Raw genomic sequence first — 939 nt, forward strand, 5'->3', positions numbered from 1 at the left:
CAGACACTCGCACCACGAAGCAGATCTGGCAAGACAACAATATTGAATTTGAAGTCGCAGCGATCGGTAATAAAGAACCATTTAAAGGGCATGTTCGAGTTGTTGCGAGCTCGTACAATGGTACGGTTGTTTTAATGGGCCAAGCTCCAACTCAAGATTTGATTAATCAAATTGAGCAACGAGCTAGAGCTATTGATGGCGTCAAAACCATTCATAATCAAATTAAGGCTAAAGAGCCATTGAGCGTGACGCAAATCAGCAACGACAGCTGGATCACAACCAAGGTAAAATCGGCTCTATTAACCGACTCGGACCTCAATGGCGTGAAAGTCAAAGTCATTACAGAGGATGGTGACGTATTTTTGTTTGGCTATGTAACCGCTCAGCAAGGTGAACGCGCGACGGAGATTTCGCGCAATATCTCTGGCGTAAAACAGGTGATCAAAGGGTTCCAATACGGAGACGCAGAACCAGTTAAAGTCGATTTACCTAGCGACGGTGTGACAACACAGACACAGACACAGACACAGACACAAGATGATAGTGATCCAGATGTCGAAACGTTTACCATCAGTGACTAAACGATATTGAAAAACTTGAAACCGAAGTATAAAAAAAGCAGCGTTAACGCTGCTTTTTATTTACTTAATCACTCTTAAGCTTGGTCGACCTTTAGGACGAGGAGCTTCTTCCTCTTGGGATTCTGCACCAATCTCCTCAGAAGTTTCTTCCGTCACCGCCTTAAAAGATGGTGACAAATCTTCTTCTTCAATCGTTTCTTCTTCGATGTGCGTGTACGCTTCTTCTGGTTCAAACATTGTTCCAGCACCGTTTTCACGAGCATAAATCGCTTGAACTGCATACACTGGCACGATCACTGAGTGTGGTCGGCCACTAAAACGAGCATGGAAGGTAATCGCATCATTACCCAACTCTAAG

2 protein-coding genes are annotated in these 939 nt (G+C 44.1%); one reads left to right on the forward strand and one right to left on the reverse strand.

Features of this window, described 5'->3' with window-relative positions; translation table 11 throughout:
• Positions 1-581, forward strand: a 581-nt coding sequence (locus tag R7Z77_RS24375; protein ID WP_318136933.1) for a BON domain-containing protein, incomplete at its 5' end; no start/stop codon positions are given.
• 60 nt (positions 582-641) lie between these two features.
• On the opposite strand, the gene R7Z77_RS24380 is transcribed toward R7Z77_RS24375, so the two are convergent.
• A partial coding sequence (locus tag R7Z77_RS24380) for a ClpXP protease specificity-enhancing factor SspB (protein ID WP_225474836.1) occupies positions 642-939 on the reverse strand: 298 nt, incomplete at its 5' end.

The organism is Vibrio sp. 1401, assembly GCF_033340295.1.